The organism is Niallia circulans NBRC 13626, assembly GCF_001591585.1.
Taxonomy (GTDB): domain Bacteria; phylum Bacillota; class Bacilli; order Bacillales; family Cytobacillaceae; genus Niallia; species Niallia circulans.
The window spans coordinates 223329-240313 of record NZ_BCVE01000004.1 but is presented as its reverse complement, the minus strand read 5'-3'; the positions used below and the strand labels follow the sequence as shown (position 1 = coordinate 240313).

The window sequence follows — 16985 nt, the reverse complement described above, 5'->3', positions numbered from 1 at the left end:
CCCTCCTAAGTTTTAGGATGGGTCATCTCCTGCGATTTATTCTGAAAGGGGAAATTAGTTAATGAATAAAAAAGCTTTATTAGCTGCTGGCATCGTTTTTCTTCAATTTCTTTTTCGTCAAATAACATTGGTTTGGCATTAATCTCGAAAAGATAATACCGGCCATTCTTATCAACACAGGCGTCGATGGAAAATTCTCCGGTAAAACCATATTTTTGCGTTAACAAGATTCCACAGTGATCAACTATTTTTTGGAAAAATAAGTCATGCTCTTTTTGTTGTACTTCCTGATAGGAAAGTAATTTTCCGCCGGAAGGTATATGGGTTGTAACATTCTGCTGGGTTGATTGTCTCACCCCCACCCCAGTAAGGACATAGTGATTTTCTTCAAAGGTAACTAATAGGCGAAAATCATAGCGATTTCCATTGTATAAAGCTCCGTCAATTTCTTCTTGGAGCAAATACTGTCTTTGGAGCCAATCTTGCTGATACTGTTCCCAGACTTGATTTAAAGTAGAGTAGTATTTGGTCTCCTCGGTTGTACTGACATGGATAGAATCGTTTTGTTTTAATCTGATACGGTAAATATTTTTCCCCTTAAAGCCTTCTACTGGTTTTAAATAAATATTTTTATACGTAAGCAGAAAATCAGCAAAGTCTTCTTTCTGCTTTAAAAGAATGGTTTTAGGCAAATGCTCTTTTAATAAGGGAGAATCACGAAATAATTGATGAAGCTCCCATTTATTAATAAATGAAGCGTTAAAAAAGGGGATTTCTTGTTCTTTCAATAAAGATACGGCTGTCTGAAAGGGTTCCTGCTTCTCTGTTTTTCGAAAAGGAACACGATTATAGACGATGTTTGGTAACGGAGTAATCGCTTTTATCCAACTGTTTCTGCTGGAACAAAATATATATCCCGTTAGTTTTTCTGTCTGTAAGTTTTCAGGAGGAAAGATAACGATAATTCCTCCTGCATGGTGTTGAAGTTTTTCCTGTAGCTGTTTAAAGAGCTCTCCATTTCCAATTAATTTATTATGCTTATTTCTTGCAATCATAATTCCGATTAATGGACCAACCTTATTTTCGTGTGGGACAATTGGGAAAGCTGCATGGTTGGCAGCTGGCTTTGAAGTAGCTAAGCGCATGTTAGATGTCCCAAAAAAGTAAGTGTCCCGCGAGGCTGTGTACCAACATTCTTTTTCGGAATCATAAAAAATATTCATTGGTAGATATCCTCAAGACTTTTAATACTTTGATCCATTAGGAAGACTGCGTATTCGAGTGATTTTCTGCGTGTTTCTAAATCGAATTTTCTAAGAGAAGGATGCTTAAAAATACTTCTTCCCGGCTTTGCATTGGCTTCGAATAACCATACGCGTCCTTTTCGGTCCAATCCTAAATCAAAGCCGATTTCTCCGATATATCCTTCCATTTGTTTTTCCAGGGCCTTACTTATTTGCAAGGAAGCCTTAGATAGTTTATTGCTTATTTCTTCGCAATTAAGATCTGTATTGGTTAATTCCTCGATTGCTTTAACCGTACCACCATTATTAAGATGAGTGGTAACACTGCCGGTGCCTGCAATTTTTGCGGCCATTGCCGTCATTTCCCATTTGCCATCTTTATTTTTATTGGTATGCACACGGAAATCAACTGATTTTTTTTCTGAACGAATTAAGTGAATACCTTGTTGAACGATATAATGAGATAAATTCTGATTTTCAAATAAGTGATTCATTAATCCTTCTAAATGATCAAATTTCATCAAGCGATTGCCCTGCTCCTCATCTTTAAAGCGAGTATAATAGCAGCCATCCTTTTTATCAAATAGTATTTGGTAGATTCCCTTACCAAGGCTTCCATTTTTAGGCTTGATATAAACATTGCCAAAGTTGCTCAGCATTCTTTCAATGACAGAAAAATTAGTGAGTGCATGGGTTTCAGGCAAATAATCGGAAATACTGTCATCCTGAAGAAGCCGTTCATAAATATCGAGCTTGTTAAAGAAGCCAGGATTATACCAGGATATAGAATATTCTTTCTGTAATCGGGTTTTAACGGTCTGGATTCGGTGGAGATTTTCAATTCGGCGATTTGGGATACGGTCATAAACGACATTAGGAAAAGGAACCTCTACTGATTTCCAGCCATCTTCATAAAATAGTCCATGAATCGTTCCTGTTTCCCAATTAATATGCTGCTCTCCAAATAGGAAAGCAATGACTCCAACTGTTTTTTGGACAGAAAGAAGTTTAGAAAATAGAATCGAACGATCTCCGATTGGGCGAACTTTAATTGTTGAAAAGCCTGAAGTGAATATGCCTACGAGTGGTCCAATATAGATGGTTTCGTCATCTGAAAATAAGTGCACATTTGAACTGCTGGAAGGCAGTAGTAAATCTTTAAAAAGATCGGAACTAATGCCTATCATATTTTTTGATTTTTTATGTTTTTTTATAGTGGCTTCTTTGCTGACGGCTCCAAATGCAATCATTTTCAAATTTTTATTTGTTTCAAAGTCCGTTGGTAAGTAGACAGTATGTTCGCTGTTAGAGATTATTTCGATAGGATATAGTTTCTTCATCTCGATTCCTCCTTTTTTCATCAGCAAGTTTAGCAGCATAAAGGATTGGGGCTTTATAGAGCTTTTCACATAGATGTGGATATGCTGTCATGATTACCTTTCTCCCTGGTTTTGAATTTACATCAAGCATCCATAACGACCCATTTGGTGAAATGCCAATATCTACGCCAATCTCAAATAATGCAGAGAAGGAATTTTCTAAAATAGAAGGAAGGAGAGTAAGAATTTCCTCCATCTCTTGTTTAAGAAAGCCTTTTAATGGAAAGTGAGCAGTTTGAAACCAATCTTCAAATGGGAAAATCGACGCACCAGCACTTAAATTAGAAATAATTCTTCCTTTTTCGCCAATGCGGACTCCTTTTTCGATAATGTTCCATTCTTCGTTTGGATTTTTTTGCAGAAAAGCACGAATATCAAATGGCTGGTCTTCTTTGTTAGCAAGGGGAAGATGTGCTTGCATGATATAAGCGTTTCTATTTAAAAGCTGGTCAAGCCATTTATTAAAAGTCACCCGATCCGAAAATATTTTTTCTATTGTTTTTTCTTTTTTATCTGTTCTAACTAAGATTTCATTATTTTGCTTTCTAATAAAATAAAGTCCATTTCCTTGAGAACCATTTATTGGTTTAATAATGACGGGATTTAAGTGTTGAAAATTTATTTGTTTGGCTGATTGTAAGAGAAAAGTTTCAGGAATATATGCAGAAAGTTCTGACTCGCATAATATTTGGTATAGTTTCCATTTATTTGGCAATCCATTGCCGAGAAAGGTAATTGTTGGCTGTTTTTTCAGCCACTGAATAATATTTTTGCATTGAATGGAATGTGAATCATCATGATAAAAGCAGCGATCATATAGAATAGAAGGAACTGGAAATTCTGCTTCTATCCAACTATCTGAATCTGGTATATATTGTTTTCCTTTTACGGTATGTGTAAAGGGATGATAAGTAGAAGGGACAAAATGATAAATAGTAAATCCGAAATCCCTTCCATATTTTGCGATTTGGTGAATGTAATGATTTTCATGGTCGAGGGATAATGACATGATCCCGAAATTATTCATCGTCTGATAGCTCCTTTAAACAAGGGGAAAAGGAAAGTGTAATAAAATATTCAAGTAAAGCTTTTGTGGATGGCCTTGTTTTTTCAATATGTTCCTCTAATTTCTTAGAAGGTTTAGAGTTTACCTCAATGATCCATAAGTGTCCTTGTTTATCCATACCGATGTCAATTCCAAGTTCACCTAAGTATCCATCTGTATTTTTATTGAGGAGATTGGCAATTTTGATTGCTAATATTTTTAATTCCTCTAATTTTTGTTCTGCATTTTCTGTATGCAGCAATTCATTTAACACAGCTTTTGCAGGCTTCATCTCTGCGCCTTGGGCAAGATTGGCAACAATTGCATTCTTTTGGGCAATCCTAGCAACGGTAGATGTTATCGTCCAGTTCCCTTGGTAGTTTTTGTGGCAAAGAATACGAAAGTCAAGGGCGCGCCCTTGCCATTTTTGAAAGTCTATTCCTTGCTGGCAAATATAGGATCTTCTCTTACTATAGCGTTCTAGCCATTTCCAGAGTTTTTTTTCTTCCGTGAAAAGCTGGCTTTTTCCTTTCTTTTTTCCAGAAGAAATGGTAGCAATATAATTATTGTTAATGGACTCAATATGAATGATATTTCTGCCTTGGCTTCCATGAACAGGTTTCACATAGAGAACTGGAAAATGCTTTAGCATAAAGTGTAAGTTTTCAGCAGTTAAAGGCTCCGTTACCGGTAAATGGAGAGCAGCTGCTGCATCTTTAACGAGAAGTTGATATGTTTCATCCTTTGAAAAAAATTTACTATTAAAAATAGGAATTTCTTTGTCTTCTAATATTTTTTTGAGCTTCAAAAAAGAAGTACTTGCCTCTGCCTTTCGCGAATGAAGGCGATTATAAATAACATTCGGATAAGGGAATGGTTGTTTAGACCAGGTGTTATTAGCAAAAAAATAACCGTGAACGAAATCATCTTGAACATGCTGTAATCCGAACAGATAAAAGAATCCGCCTATTTGCGTTAATTCTTCCGTCAATTCCTTGCATAGATGTTGAATAGCAGGAAAAGAAATATCCTCTTTATCGTCGTTCACTTCTGTTAATATACCAATAACAGGGCCTAAATGGATTATTTGATTCTTGTGATAATAGGGCAGAAGATAGGTGTTGATTTCTTTAGGAATGGGCAAGTTTTTTTCTAAATCTGTACTAAAAACAATATCTTGTTTTTCAAGAGAATGTGTTTGTACATTTACTGGAATAAGCATTTTAGCTATACATACATAAACGGCATCATGGAGATCCACTTGTAAAAATTTTAATAAAGAGGGACTGATTGCAATAGATAATCCTTTTAATGTTTTTTGAAAATCATCTTTTTTTGTTAGTTGCAAAAATTTCAGAGTCATCCAGATTCCCCATTTGTTTTCAAGTTATGAAGAGGCAATACGGATATTCGCCTATTTTGGTGCTGATATATCTTATGAAAGATGAGCAGAGTTGTGAAAGACATAGGAAAAAGATTTATCGATTAGATGGGAAGAACAGCATATATAAGTTTTTAGAAGCTTTCTTGAATTTCTGAAATAGAGGTATTTCTGGTATTATGATGCATAGTTTGTTATAGTGGAGTCAATTGTTAATGAAAAGGAGTTGTTTAAATGGCAGTAAATTTACATGATCCTGCTAATGCTTTAGAGAAAGCGATTCGTCAAAGTGATGAATATACAGAATTGAAAAAGATGTATGATACGGTAAATGGAGATCCTTCTGCGAAAGCAATGTTTGATAATTTCCGTAATATTCAATTACAGCTTCAGCAAAAGCAAATGTCTGGTCAGGAAATTACACAAGAAGAAGTAGAACAAGCCCAAAAAACAGTAGCACTTGTTCAACAACACGAAAGTATTTCGAAACTGATGGAAGCAGAACAACGTATGAGCGTATTAATTGGTGAATTGAACCAAATCATCATGAAACCATTAGAAGAGCTTTATGGTCCTGCTCAACAACAATAATACTGGCAAAACTCCTCTACTTTTAGTAGGGGTTTTTTTTGTAGCGGGATGTCTTTCTTTTTGCTATTTTTATAAAACAAGAGGACGGCATGGCGCCGTCCTCCATTTAGCCAAATTTATTTAATTATTACTTAGAATCTGCTGCCGCCAAGTTGTTGCTCAGCCATTTGTACTAATCTTTTAGTGATTTCGCCACCAACAGAACCGTTAGCGCGTGAAGTAGTTTCAGCTCCAAGGTTTACTCCAAACTCTGATGCAATTTCATATTTCATTTGATCCAATGCTTGAGATACTCCAGGAACTAATAATTGATTTGAATTGTTATTTGCCATGATGAATGTTTCCTCCTTGAGTAATTTAATTTGTGTTACGTTTATTATTTTAAAAAAAATGACCTATTTTATTCAAAAAAGTAAAAAGAAATTTTTTCCATAGAGATGGATACCAGAATGGATTAGATTTTACTATCTAACAACCAACCCTTACATTGCAAAATCTTACTAGAATAAATCCATACATCTTTTGTTTAATCTTCCCTCAAAAGTTCTATTATGCTTGTTTTCTACATAAATGATATATAAAGACAATACATCGAAGAAATGGGGGAAATTTATGATATATCGCTTACTAGCTTTAAATATCGATGGTACTCTCCTTCAATCAAATGGGCGCTTAACGAAAGCGACGAAAGAGGCGATTGAATATGTACAGCAAAAGGGAATTTATGTAACGCTTGTAACCGCAAGGAGCTTGCCCTCTGCGAAAAAGGTGGCAAAAGCGTTGAAATTAAATAGTTACATCGTGGCACACGAAGGAGCATTAGTGGCCAATCATGAAGATGATACTATTTTTGTTAAACGAATCGCAGAAGACCTTACATCAGATATTGTCCGATTCTTAGAAGGATTCATATGCCAAATTCGTTTAGTGCATGAAAAATTCTCACTAGCTAACAAATCAAAACTCCATCATAACATGCTTGCAAAAACGGTCTTGTCGTCTGGAGATCCAGTCTTTTATTCCCACCAATTTGTCGATGTTTTAAGTGATGTTTTATTAGAAGAACCAGTAAGTCCGCCCAAAATGGAAGTTTATTTTGAAGAGAAAAAAGACTGCCAGGATGCAAAAGAAGTGCTTGAAAAGATGTTTGACAATATCCATATTGTTCAACATAATGAGCTGCGTCTAGATATTTTACCAGCTGGTGTATCGAAACGAAGCGGGTTGTTACTTTTAGGGGAGAAGCTTGGAATAAAGAGCAGCGAAATGGTTGCCATAGGAGACGGCTTAGACGATTTAGAGGTAATTGAAGCAGTAGGTCTTGGTGTGGCAATGGGAAATGCTCCAAATCAGTTGAAAATTGCGGCTGACTGGGTAACGAGATCTAATGATCAAGAAGGGGTTGCTTATATGGTCAAGGAACATTTCCGTAAACAGCATCCCATTGATTTTTTGCGCAAGATGAATATTATAAAATAGCTATTATTTATATTTTTATAGAGGAGAAGTCATACGGAGACTTCTCCTGTTCCCTTTTTTTGAATAGCTAACAGAAAGTCTTTTGACCTTTCTAGTTATTTTTTTTACACTACAGTATAATTGGTTAAATAAAGCATGATAATATTTCAGAATAAAAGGTGAGTTGAAAAATAACGATGAAACAAATATATATAAAAGGGTTAACAGATGAACGTTATATTAGGCCGTTAGAGCACATAGGCAATTTGTTTTTTGAAGATACAAAGGTGCTTTATAGGGAACCAGAAGAAAAGGCAGACCTTCATGTTGAGTTCGAAACAGAAATTATTGGACATGAATTTATCGTAAAAGGCAAGCTCAAGGAATTAAAAGAAGAAACTATATGTAACGGCCATGCAGATCTTAGTCAATTAACGGATAAAGAAATATTTAAGCAAATGAAAAAAGCCATTTCCAAAAGTTATTTATTAATGCTGCAAGAGTATACAGGTATGGTGCAGAAATGGGGGATTTTAACGGGCATTCGCCCAACAAAACTTCTTCATCGTCATATGCAAAAGCAAACACCGATAGAAGAGGCGCATCAATCTCTTCGTGAGGAATATTTAATGTCCGATGAAAAAATCGAGCTCATGCAGAAAATCATTGATCGCCAACTAGCAGTGATTCCTGATTTATATGATTTGAAAAAAGAAGTAAGCATCTATATTGGAATTCCGTTTTGTCCGACAAAATGTGCTTACTGTACGTTCCCAGCGTATGCCATTAATGGACGACAAGGCTCTGTTTCCTCCTTTTTAGGCGGTCTTCATTATGAAATGGAAAAGATAGGGGACTGGCTGAAAGAAAAAAATATTAATATAACAACCGTCTATTATGGTGGAGGGACACCAACAAGTATTTCAGCCGAAGAAATGGACATGCTTTATGAGCGTATGCATGATTCTTTTCCAAATGTAGAAAACATTCGTGAAATCACGGTTGAAGCAGGCAGACCGGATACGATTACGCCAGATAAACTGGAAGTGTTAAAAAAATACAATATCGATCGAATTAGTATTAATCCCCAATCGTATACACAACAAACCTTAAAAGCGATTGGCAGGCATCATACAGTAGAAGAAACAATTGATAAATATCATTTAGCACGTAAGCATGGCATGAATAATATTAATATGGATTTAATTATTGGACTTCCAGGTGAAGGTGTGGAGGAATTTCAATATTCTCTTGATAAAACAGAAGAGTTAATGCCTGAATCACTGACTGTTCATACCCTGTCATTTAAACGTGCGTCTGAAATGACGCGTAATAAATCCAGATACAAGGTAGCAGATAGAGAGGAAATTCAGGAAATGATGAAGATGGCGGAAGAATGGACAGAGAAACATGATTATGTTCCTTACTATTTATACCGTCAGAAAAATATTCTAGGAAATTTAGAGAATGTCGGCTATTCGAAGAAAAACCAGGAAAGTATCTATAATATTATGATGATGGAAGAACTGCAGACGGTTATTGGTGTAGGCTGTGGAGCGTCCAGCAAGTTTATTCATCCTGTTACGGGGAAGATTACCCAATTCTCTAATCCCAAGCATCCTAAAACATATAATGAAAGTTTCGTGGAATATACAGATAAAAAAATTGCTTTGTTAAATGAACATTTTTCATTAGAAGCATCTAAATAAGGATCATTAAAAATCTATTAGAACTATTTCCGTTCTGGTAGATTTTTTTTGTTTCTGTGAATTATTTTCGTATGGAAAAGAAAGACTGGTGTCAAACTAATAAAGGTATTTCACTAAATTGCCATTTTTCGATCGAGAAAAATAGTTGCTTTTTGCAGTAAAAACGAATAACATAGATAATGTTGTTTTTAAATGTTCGTTTTTTGGAGGTTCTTTCATGTTTAAGTTAAAGGAAAATAATACAACTGTGAAAACAGAGTTAATGGCAGGATTCACAACTTTCTTAACAATGGTTTACATAGTAGTAGTCAATCCAGGAATTTTAAAAGAAGCAGGAATTCCATTTGACCAAGTATTCCTAGCAACCATCATAGCAGCTACTATCGGGACATTGTGGATGGCTTTATTTGCAAACTATCCTATTGCTATTGCACCGGGTATGGGGTTAAACGCATACTTTGCTTTTTCGGTTGTTGGAAATAATAACGTCGATTATACGGTAGCACTGTCTGCAGTATTTGTTGCCGGTATTATTTTTGTTATCTTGTCATTAACATCATTTAGAGAAAAGTTAATTCAAGCTATTCCAGATAATTTGAAACATGGAATAACAGCTGGTATTGGTTTATTTATAGCATTTATCGGGTTGAGACAAACGGGAATTATTGTTGCCAATCCAGAAAATCTAGTTGGACTAGGAGATCTTCAGTCTCCCACTGTTATAATCGCCCTTATTGGTTTAGCTATTACGATTGTTCTGTTTAGTCTGAATATGAAAGGTGCGTTATTTATTGGGATGATTGTAACAAGCATTATCGCTTACTTTACTGGTTACTTATCCTTTGAAAATGGAATTATGGCAAGCCCGCATTTACCAGAAGGCCTTATCATTAGCAATCCAATTTCAGCATTTGGCGATGTTATTCAACATGGATTGTACGCTGTCGTTTTCTCCTTTTTATTGGTAACGATTTTTGATACCACTGGTACGATGATTGGGGTGGCTGAGCAAGCTGGATTAATAAAAAATAATAAGCTTCCAAAAGCAAGGCAGGCACTTCTTGCTGATTCACTTGGAACATCTGTTGGCGCAATGTTTGGGACAAGCCCAACCACTGCTTTTATTGAATCGACATCAGGTGTTGCAGCAGGCGGCCGTACTGGTTTAACTGGTGTTACAATTGCGGTTTTATTTATTATTTCTGCCTTTTTTGCTCCTTTAGTGAGCAGCATTTCTGGTTTATCTGCTATTACAGCTCCAGCCCTAATAATTGTAGGAAGCTTGATGATGGGGGCAATAAGTGATGTGAAATGGTCAGAGTTTGATGAAGCATTCCCAGCCTTTATAGTCATCCTAAGCATGCCGCTTACATCAAGCATCGCAACAGGAATTGCTCTTGGATTTATCTCTTATCCATTATTAAAGCTAGTAAAAGGAAAGGGAAAGACGGTTCATCCACTCGTTTACGTATTTGCCGTATTATTCCTTTATCAATTAGTGTTTTTACCACATTAAAGAAAAAAGCTGCTGCTAGAGACTCAATGGAGTAAACAGCAGCTTTTTTTATGAAAATCAACATAACTCCGTTCTATTCCACTAAATGTTTAAGCATTTTGTATTTCCTACAAATAATAGCCAATATTCATTGAAACCTTTTACTGTTCTATTCGTATAAAAGAGTGAGGAGGGGATTTTGTGTCATTAGAGCTAAGAAACGTGACAAAAAAATTTGGTTCGTTCACAGCAGTAGATGATTTATCTATTTCGATTCCTGAAAATGAAATGTTCGGCTTTCTTGGAGGAAATGGAGCAGGAAAGACGACAACTTTTCGCATGATTTTAGGAATATTAGAAAGTACAGCAGGACAAATAACTTGGGATGGTAAGCCGATTAATTACTCAACAAGTCCATATATTGGATATCTGCCGGAAGAGCGAGGTCTATATCCAAAACTAAAAGTACGAGATCAGCTTATCTATCTAGCGAGACTTAGAGGCATGGAAAAAAAAGCAGCATTAAGTGAGCTAGAATATTGGCTAAACCGCTTTAAGGTTCCTGAATACATGGATAAAAAAGTTGAGGAGCTCTCCAAAGGAAACCAACAAAAAATTCAATTTATTAGTGCTGTTTTACATAAGCCTAAACTACTAATTTTAGATGAGCCATTCAGTGGGTTAGACCCAGTAAATGTGGAGCAGTTAAAAAGTGCTGTAGTAGATTTGAAAAATAAAGGAACAAGTATTGTTTTCTCTAGTCACCGGATGGAGCATGTCGAGGAATTATGCCAGCATCTATGTATCATGCATAAAGGAAAGCCTGTTGTTCATGGCTCGCTTAAGGATATTAAGAGGAGCTTTGGGAAGAAGAATGTAACCATACATGCTGATTTTGATTTGACACATTTAATTCGCTATCCAGGCGTATTAAAATTAAAAGAAACAGCAGAAGGTGTTTCTCTGCAAATTGAAGGAGAAGAAGTTGCGGAGCGAATCTTAAATGATATAGTTGGAAAAGGCTTTATTCGCAAATTTGCATTAGAAGAGCCTTCTTTAAATGATATTTTTATCGAAAAGGTAGGTGCTTCTCTTGAATAGTTTTTGGGTTATCTTATTTCATACCTTTTTAAGTAAGTTCAAAACGAAATCATTTCTAATTACAACGGCTATTACTTTAATATTTGTGGTTGCACTAACAAATATTACTACCATTATCGATACTTTTTCTAGTGATGAAGGAAAGACGGAAGTAGCCGTAATTGATCAAAGCAATTCTTTATTACCAGCAATTCAAGAGGCGACAGAGACGTTAAATGAAGATTTAAAATTAGTTGATTATAAGGACAGTGAAGAAGCAGCTAAACAAGAAGTAGAAGAAGGAAAGTATAGTGGCTTACTGATAGTGGATATGGATGAAAGTAAATTACCTATAGCGACTTATTATACAATGGATATTGCAGAAACAACTATTTCTGATAATATTACCAACAGTATTCAAATGGTTAAAAGTCAATTAGCAGCGAATCAACTCAATTTAACGAATGAGCAGCTTACGAAATTGAATGAACCCGTTGCTTTTGAAAAAATTGCTCTTGAGAAAGATGCAAAGACAGAAGAAGAATTAAACCAGGCTAGAGGGTTAGTCTATGTTCTCTTATTTTTAATATATTTTGCCGTTATCCTATATGCCAATATGATAGCGACAGAAGTGGCGACTGAAAAATCATCCCGAGTAATGGAAATCTTAATTTCAAGTGTATCTCCAATTAAGCATATGTTTGCCAAAATTCTTGGAATCGGATTATTAAGCTTAACACAGCTGGCGATATTGATGCTTGTAGGTTATTTTTCATTAACTCGCAATGAAAGCCTAGGTTCGGTGGAAGGATTCCTCGGATTTAGCGAGGTGCCAGTAAGCACCATTATTTATGCAGCTATCTTCTTTATTTTAGGTTATTTCCTATATGCCACTCTGGCTGCATTGCTAGGTTCGCTTGTAAGTAGAATTGAAGATGTGCAGCAAATGATAACGCCAATGACATTATTAATTGTGGCCGGATTTATGATTGCGATGTTCGGATTAAGCGCACCTGATACCACTTTTGTAACAATTACTTCTTATATCCCATTCTTTACACCAATGCTTATGTTTATGAGAGTAGGAATGCTGAATTTGCCAGTTTGGGAACCTATTTTAGGAATTGTTGTTTTAGTGGCAACCATTATGATTCTTGCTATTTTTGGTGCAAGAGTATATAAAGGCGGAGTTCTTATGTACGGAAAATCTAACTCTTATAAAGATATTAAAAAAGCCCTGCAGCTAACGAAAAAAGAATAATTCGGAAAATGCCTCATAATAAGTGGGGCATTTTTTATTATCCAAAAACAAGCAGCAAATAAGGATAAGAACGTGCATTCGTATTTTTAGCATGGTAGAATAGAAGCAAATAGTTTTAGGACGTGAGAGTATGGGAATATCCTTTATACATTGTGCAGATTTACATTTAGACAGCCCCATGGTTGGATTGAAGAATTTGCCTACAACAATACATAACAAACTAAAAGAAAGTACGTTTACTGCATTTAAAAAGGTTATTGATGCAGCCATCAGCAAAAAAGTAGACTTTATAATTATTGCCGGAGATATATATGATGGGGAAGATAGAAGTATAAAAGCGCAAATTCGCTTTCGAAATGAAATGCTTCGCTTAGAGGAAGAGCAAATAGAAGTGTATCTGATACATGGAAATCATGATCACTTAAATGGAAGCTGGGTACAAATAGAATTGCCTCCTAATGTTCATGTTTTTCCATCAATGGTAACAGTAAAAAAATATGTGAAAAATAATTTATCGGCGAATCTCTATGGGTTTAGTTACGAAACAAGACATATTAAAGAGCGAAGAATTGATGAATACGAACGAAGCGATGATGCGCATTTTCATATAGGAATTTTGCATGGCAATTTAGAGGGATCGACTGAACACAGTGCCTATGCTCCTTTTCAAGTGAGTGATTTGCTTGCTAAAAAAATGGATTATTGGGCATTGGGACATATCCATAAACGGGAATTGTTAGAGTCTGTTCCCCCGATTGTCTATCCAGGAAACACACAAGGAAGACATAAAAAGGAAACAGAAGTAAAGGGATGCTACTATGTGGAACTAAGCGATGGGGATGCCAGCTTAGAATTTATCCCAACATCGGAAGTGATTTGGAAGAATGTGAAAATAGATGCCAGCTCTGTCCATACCTTTGATGATTTATACAAGCTCTGTCGGAAAGAAATGGATGCAATAGGAGATAGGAAATATTCTTACATTATTTCACTAGAGATAGAGCAACTGCGCTTACAAGACTCTTTTCTAGCTTCTGATTTATTGGAGATCCTTCAGCAAGAGGAGATAGAGGCAGACTTCTTTGTCTGGATTAACTCGATAAAAGTACAGGAAAATATAGAATGGTTAAAAGAGAATTTGTTAAGGGAATCGGCATTTTATGAAGAATTATTTGCTGTAACAAAGGATTTCGAACTAGTGAATGAAGCAGTTGCACCTTTATTTCAGCATTCAAAGGCCCATCGCTTTTTAGAAGAGCTTACAGCTGAAGAAAAACAAGAATTAGCAGAAGAGGCAGAAGATTTACTGCTGACAATGCTTGTGAAGAGGGGAGGCAGCTAATGTGGAATTAAAGAAAATAACGATTTACGGATATGGAAAGCTAGAAAATATAACGTTTTCCATTAACTCCCCCATCCATGTGTTTTATGGAGAAAATGAGGCAGGAAAATCGACCATTATGAGTTTTATTCATAGCATCTTATTCGGCTTCCCAACAAAACAGCAAACAGAATTACGCTATGAGCCAAAGCTGCAGCATAAATATGGCGGGAAATTAGACATCTATTTTCCAGAATTCGGACTAACAACAATCGAACGTGTAAAAGGAAAAGCTACAGGGGACGTGACAGTTACTTTAGAGGATGGGAGAAGAGGACAAGAGGAGCTTTTAGATGAACTATTAGCAGGAATCGATAAAGCTCTCTATCAATCAATCTTCTCTTTTAATTTACACGGATTGCAAAATGTCCAGCAATTAAGAGGAGAAGAGCTGGGACGATTTTTGTTTTCCACTGGTGCTGTTGGCTCTGACCGCTTATTGAAAGTAGAAAATGAGCTTCAGAAAGAACTAGATATACGCTATAAGCCTAGCGGGAAGAAGCCTGTCCTTAATGAAAAACTGCAAGTTTTACGAGATAAGCATAGCCAATTAAAAAGTGCAGAGAAGGATAATAATCAATATGAACAATTACTTGCAAAGAAAAGAAAGATAGAACAAGAAAGACAGCTGACAGAAGCAGATTTAAAAAAAGAAGAGCATGAAAAATGGTTATTGGAAGAATGGATAAAAATTAGGGGAATGGTCCGCGAGCAGGAATTGTTAGAGCAAAAATTAGCTGCTTACAAGGACTTCAAGTTTCCTCAAAATGGATTAATTAGATGGGAAGCATTGAAGGAGAAATTGCTTTCTGTAGAAGCTGAAATCCGGCATATAGAAGCACGGATGGAAGAAATGGACCAAGAAATAGCAAGCATTCCTATACAGGAAGAACTTCTTATCGCTGAAAATAATATTTTACTTGCCGTAGAAAAGTTCCCCGTGTATGAACAATTACAAAATCGGCAGACGCAAGTGGAAAATCAAGTTAATAAGATAGAAGAAGATATTGATAGTTTAAAGAGTAAGTTGCATCTACCGATTGAAGAAGAAATATTATTGAGGGAAAGTAATACAAGCATCTTTATAAAAGAGCAATGTGCACAAGCAGCCTCTAAGCAACGGAGATTAAAAGAGCAGAAAGAAGAGCTTGACGAGCGGCTGAAGGATGAGCAAACAGCTTTAGAATCTTTAGAAGAGGCAGTAAAGGAGAATAAGCAGAAGCTCTTGCCAAAAGAAGAAAGAGCTAGATTAGAAGAACGTATAAAAACAGAAAATCAATATAGCTGGAACAAGGAAAAGGCAGAGTTACTTTCTAGAGAAATAAATCAATTGGAAGATCAGAGGAAGTTAGAAGAGAAACGCTTGAAGCATAATACAATGATAACTAGTGTTTTAACGCTGTTTCTTCTACTGGCTGGAGCGGGAGCTTTGTTTTTTGAGCAATGGTTCATAACCGTTATTTGCATCGTTGTATGTGTTGTTTATGTGTTATTTTTCCTGTCTGGAAGAAAATTGGCTAAAAACGAAATCAGCAAAAAAGAGAAGAGATTAGTGCTTATTAAGGAAGAACGGGCTCAGTTGGTCGAAAGCTTTGAAAAAGGACAAGGCATTTCTCGTTATGAAGCTCAGAGGCTTGAAGAGGATACAACGAGAAGAGAGAAATTCACACAGCTCCAATTTAAATTAGAGCAGCAAAATGAAAGTTATGAGAGAGTATTAGAGGGATTTGAAAAGTGGGAAGGGGATTTTCTTTCCCATCAGAAGTTGTTAAGACAATTGGCCGATGAACTTAAAATTCCATATGAACTTGCGACACAACAAATATATGATGCCTTTTTATTAATTGAAGAATGGAAAGGAAAGGATAGAGAAAGAAACTCTTATCATCAAGAACTGGATGAGATTCATCGAGAGCGTGAGGAAATTATTAGCAAGATCAGCAATTTCTTCATACAGTTTTTGGAAGATGAGAAAGATACCATTGCTAATATGTGCTACCGTTTAAAAACGGCACTAAAGGAAGAAAAAAAGAAAACGGATCGAAAAGAAGCATTACGGACAAAGCAAACAGACCTATCAGAGAATCTGGATAAATATCAAACAGAGTATAATCGCTATGTAGAAGAAAAGACTGCTTTATTTTCCCTTGCAGGTGTTGCGGATGAAGAGGCATTTCGTGAAAAAGCCATCTTGGAAACGGAGAGAGCTAAATATAAAGAAAGACTTGCTGCGATTAATGTTCAATTAGAAATGACTAATATATCAAAAGAACATATTTCATTGTATCAACAAATTCTAAATCCCGAGCTGCAATTAGAGGAAAAGAAAACGAAAATGGATAAATTAGCATCTCGCTTACAGGAACTCGTAGAAGAGGCAGCTGCAATTAACTTTACCATTTCTAGAATTGAAGGCGGAGGGACATATACAGATTTATTGCATTCCTTTAAACAAGCTCAGTCGGAGTTCAAGGAAGATGTGAAAGAATGGGCAAAATTTGCTGTAGCCAAACAACTGTTAGCGAAAACCGTTGAACAATATAAACAAAAACAGCTGCCTGCTATGCTGCAACAGGCAGAGGAAAATCTTGCTTTTCTAACGGAAGGGAAATATATTCGGATAGTTCCAAAGGAAGAAGGAGCTGGGTTCTTAGTAGAGAGTCAGCATCATCTTTTTTATGAAGCGAAGGAATTAAGCCAGGGAACGACCGAACAGCTTTACTTATCCATTCGCATTGCTTTGGCGCAAACATTTTATAAAAGCTTTTGTTTTCCGTTTATTATTGATGACAGCTTCGTTAATTTTGATGAAAAACGTACAGAAAAAGTAATTCAATTACTGCAGAAATGTAAAGAAAATCAGCTGATTTTCTTTACTTGTCACCGTCATCTACTAAAATATTTTCCCGATGAAAGCTTGCATGTATTACCAGCAGAGGAAAGAGAAACAAGCTTATAAAG

13 protein-coding genes are annotated in these 16985 nt (G+C 35.9%); 8 read left to right on the top strand and 5 right to left on the bottom strand.

Annotation, left to right across the window (positions count from 1 at the left end; all coding sequences use genetic code 11):
• Positions 1–5: 5 nt before the first annotated feature.
• The 4 genes from BCI01S_RS07130 to BCI01S_RS07115 are packed head-to-tail and all read right to left on the bottom strand — an operon-like array spanning position 6 to position 5031.
• Entirely contained in the window at positions 6–1223 is a 1218-nt protein-coding gene (locus tag BCI01S_RS07130) for a YheC/YheD family endospore coat-associated protein (protein WP_047943033.1), read from the bottom strand.
• The gene (locus tag BCI01S_RS07125) at positions 1220–2584 is read right to left on the bottom strand and encodes a YheC/YheD family endospore coat-associated protein (RefSeq protein WP_047943035.1); all 1365 of its coding nucleotides are present in this window, start codon (positions 2582–2584) and stop codon (positions 1220–1222) included. Before BCI01S_RS07125 ends, BCI01S_RS07130 begins: the two co-directional genes overlap by 4 nt.
• The gene (locus BCI01S_RS07120) at positions 2550–3650 is read right to left on the bottom strand and encodes a YheC/YheD family endospore coat-associated protein (protein WP_047943036.1); all 1101 of its coding nucleotides are present in this window, start codon (positions 3648–3650) and stop codon (positions 2550–2552) included. Before BCI01S_RS07120 ends, BCI01S_RS07125 begins: the two co-directional genes overlap by 35 nt.
• Complete coding sequence (locus BCI01S_RS07115) at positions 3643–5031, bottom strand: YheC/YheD family endospore coat-associated protein (protein ID WP_061797573.1); 1389 nt, start codon at positions 5029–5031, stop codon at positions 3643–3645. The genes BCI01S_RS07120 and BCI01S_RS07115 overlap by 8 nt, the downstream gene beginning before the upstream one ends.
• 252 nt (positions 5032–5283) lie before the next feature.
• On the opposite strand from BCI01S_RS07115, the gene BCI01S_RS07110 reads away from it, so the two are divergent.
• Positions 5284–5640, top strand: coding sequence for a YlbF/YmcA family competence regulator (locus BCI01S_RS07110; RefSeq protein ID WP_047943039.1), 357 nt, complete (start codon positions 5284–5286; stop codon positions 5638–5640).
• A 131-nt stretch (positions 5641–5771) separates the two neighbouring features.
• On the opposite strand, the gene BCI01S_RS07105 is transcribed toward BCI01S_RS07110, so the two are convergent.
• Positions 5772–5972, bottom strand: coding sequence for an alpha/beta-type small acid-soluble spore protein (locus tag BCI01S_RS07105; RefSeq protein ID WP_047943041.1), 201 nt, complete (start codon positions 5970–5972; stop codon positions 5772–5774).
• Positions 5973–6252: 280 nt separating this feature from the next.
• Between BCI01S_RS07105 and BCI01S_RS07100 the strand changes: the two genes are divergently transcribed.
• From BCI01S_RS07100 to BCI01S_RS07070, 7 genes are all read left to right on the top strand, one after another.
• On the top strand, positions 6253–7119 hold the full coding sequence (locus BCI01S_RS07100) for a Cof-type HAD-IIB family hydrolase (protein ID WP_047943043.1): 867 nt from the start codon (positions 6253–6255) through the stop codon (positions 7117–7119).
• A 176-nt stretch (positions 7120–7295) separates the two neighbouring features.
• Positions 7296–8807 (top strand): coproporphyrinogen III oxidase, encoded by a 1512-nt coding sequence (locus BCI01S_RS07095; protein WP_047943044.1) that lies wholly within the window; start codon positions 7296–7298, stop codon positions 8805–8807.
• A 217-nt stretch (positions 8808–9024) separates the two neighbouring features.
• Positions 9025–10323: an NCS2 family permease gene (locus tag BCI01S_RS07090; protein ID WP_047943046.1), complete on the top strand. Its 1299-nt coding sequence runs from the start codon at positions 9025–9027 to the stop codon at positions 10321–10323.
• A 180-nt stretch (positions 10324–10503) separates the two neighbouring features.
• Positions 10504–11403 (top strand): ABC transporter ATP-binding protein, encoded by a 900-nt coding sequence (locus tag BCI01S_RS07085; RefSeq protein WP_047943048.1) that lies wholly within the window; start codon positions 10504–10506, stop codon positions 11401–11403.
• Complete coding sequence (locus BCI01S_RS07080; protein WP_061797568.1) at positions 11396–12643, top strand: ABC transporter permease; 1248 nt, start codon at positions 11396–11398, stop codon at positions 12641–12643. Before BCI01S_RS07085 ends, BCI01S_RS07080 begins: the two co-directional genes overlap by 8 nt.
• 130 nt (positions 12644–12773) lie before the next feature.
• Positions 12774–13985 (top strand): metallophosphoesterase family protein, encoded by a 1212-nt coding sequence (locus BCI01S_RS07075; RefSeq protein WP_061797566.1) that lies wholly within the window; start codon positions 12774–12776, stop codon positions 13983–13985.
• Position 13986: 1 nt separating this feature from the next.
• Positions 13987–16983 carry an ATP-binding protein gene (locus BCI01S_RS07070; protein WP_061797564.1) on the top strand — a complete coding sequence of 999 codons (2997 nt, stop codon included), beginning with the start codon at positions 13987–13989 and terminating at the stop codon, positions 16981–16983.
• The last annotated feature ends 2 nt before the right edge of the window (positions 16984–16985 follow it).